Source organism: Mesorhizobium sp. M7A.F.Ca.CA.004.04.2.1 (assembly GCF_004022825.1).
In the GTDB taxonomy this organism is placed as follows: domain Bacteria; phylum Pseudomonadota; class Alphaproteobacteria; order Rhizobiales; family Rhizobiaceae; genus Mesorhizobium.
In genome coordinates this window covers 1-410 of the sequence record NZ_RZPH01001827.1, presented here as the reverse complement: position 1 = coordinate 410, position 410 = coordinate 1, and the positions used below count along the sequence as shown (strand labels likewise).

At 62.7% G+C, this 410-nt stretch carries 1 pseudogene; it reads left to right on the top strand.

The annotated features are described in order from the left end of the window. Positions 1–410 (top strand): annotated as a pseudogene (locus tag EN893_RS37790) (VOC family protein); the annotation flags it as partial.

Sequence of the window (410 nt, the reverse complement as noted above, 5' to 3'; positions counted from 1 at the left end):
CTGTTCCACACCGCCTTCCTGCTGCCCAGCCGCGCCGACCTCGGCCGCTGGATCAACCACGCCATATCAAACAAGATCGCGATCGAGGGCGCTTCCGACCATCTGGTCAGCGAAGCCCTGTACCTGACCGATCCCGAAGGCAATGGCATCGAGATCTATGCCGACCGCCGTCCGCAGGACTGGAAGTGGAACGGCGACAAGATTGCCATGGCGACAGAACGGCTGAACATTCCGTCCGTCGTTGCCGAAGTGCCGGCGGGTGATGCCGGCTGGCAGGGTACGCCGGAAAACAGCATCGTCGGCCATGTCCACCTGCGTGTCGGCAGGCCGGAAGACGCCGAAGCCTGGTGGAACCAGGAATTTGGCTTCGACACCATGGCCAAATACGGTGGCCAGGCGGTGTTCCTGTC